The 1,281-nt window shown below is 56.1% G+C and carries 1 protein-coding gene and 1 pseudogene; both read right to left on the reverse strand.

All coding sequences use genetic code 11. The features are described 5' to 3' along the window. A pseudogene (locus ACR0L4_RS23560) lies at positions 1 to 417 on the reverse strand (M20/M25/M40 family metallo-hydrolase); the annotation flags it as partial. Further along, on the reverse strand, positions 414 to 1,281 hold an 868-nt coding region (gene lipA / locus ACR0L4_RS23565; protein WP_480515630.1), incomplete at its 5' end, for a lipoyl synthase. The pseudogene ACR0L4_RS23560 and the gene lipA, both read right to left, overlap by 4 nt.

The following is a 1,281-nucleotide window of genomic DNA, read 5'->3' on the forward strand; positions in this document are numbered from 1 at the left end:
GGCAATCGCACCTTGACCGGTTTCTTCGGCGGGTTGAAAAATCAGAACCACCCGTCCCTTGGTCGGACGCTTGTCCCCCAATACAAAGGCAACACCAAGCACCATCGCCATATGGCCATCATGCCCGCAAAGATGCCCCTTTCCGGGATGTTGCGACGCGTATCGTGCACTTGAGATTTCCTGAATCGGCAAACCGTCCAATTCACACCGGATTCCGATGGTAGGTCCGGGCTATCCGCTATCATAAACCGCCGCGACACCGTGGCCACCGATACCTGTCAGAACCGCATCGGGATCACACGCCTGAAGCAAGTTCGAGATACTCGTCGCGGTTCCACGTTCCTCGCCCGATATCTCAGGCACTTGATGCAGTTCATGGCGCTTTTCGGTAAGCCAGGATTGAAGTTCGGGTTTCACCTCTGGTTCAACTTCTTTTGTCGAGCTTCGCGCAAACGGGCGAAATCATCGCCCGCATGGTAAGACGACCGGGTCAAAGGAGTTGCCGAGACCATAAGGAAACCTTTGCCGAATGCAGCTTTTTCATAGGCCGCAAACTCTTCGGGTGTAACAAAGCGGTCAATGCCATGATGCTTGGGTGTTGGCTGCAGATACTGGCCGATAGTCAGAAAATCGATATCCGCCGCGCGCATGTCATCCATGACCTGACGAACTTGCTGCTCGTCCTCGCCCAGTCCGACCATTATGCCGGATTTGGTGAAAATGGACGGGTCCATCTCTTTGACCCGCTGCAGCAAGCGCAATGAGTGGAAATATCGCGCACCGGGACGCACCTGAGGATATAGGCCCGGCACCGTTTCAAGATTGTGATTGAACACATCTGGCTTGGCCTCGACAACAATCTCAAGCACCGTGGGCTCGCATTTCAGGAAATCCGGCGTCAGAATCTCGATCGTAGTCTTGGGCGAGCGGTGTCGCACCGCACGGATGGTCTGTGCAAAGTGATCGGCGCCTCCATCGAGCAGGTCATCCCGGTCCACGGATGTGATGACCACATGGTTCAAGCCCAGCTTCTGCACCGCATGCGCCACGCGACCCGGTTCAAATGCATCCAGAGTATCCGGCTTACCGGTCGCGATGTTGCAGAATGTACAACCGCGCGTGCAAATCTCGCCCATGATCATCATTGTGGCATGACCCTGGCTCCAGCCCTCGCCCACGTTCGGGCAGCCGGCCTCTTCGCACACAGTGACCAGATTGTTGTCACGCATAATCCGGCGGGTTTCGGCATAGCCTTGGCCACCAGGCGCCTTAACCCGAATC

The organism is Ruegeria sp. AB5, from assembly GCF_056542645.1.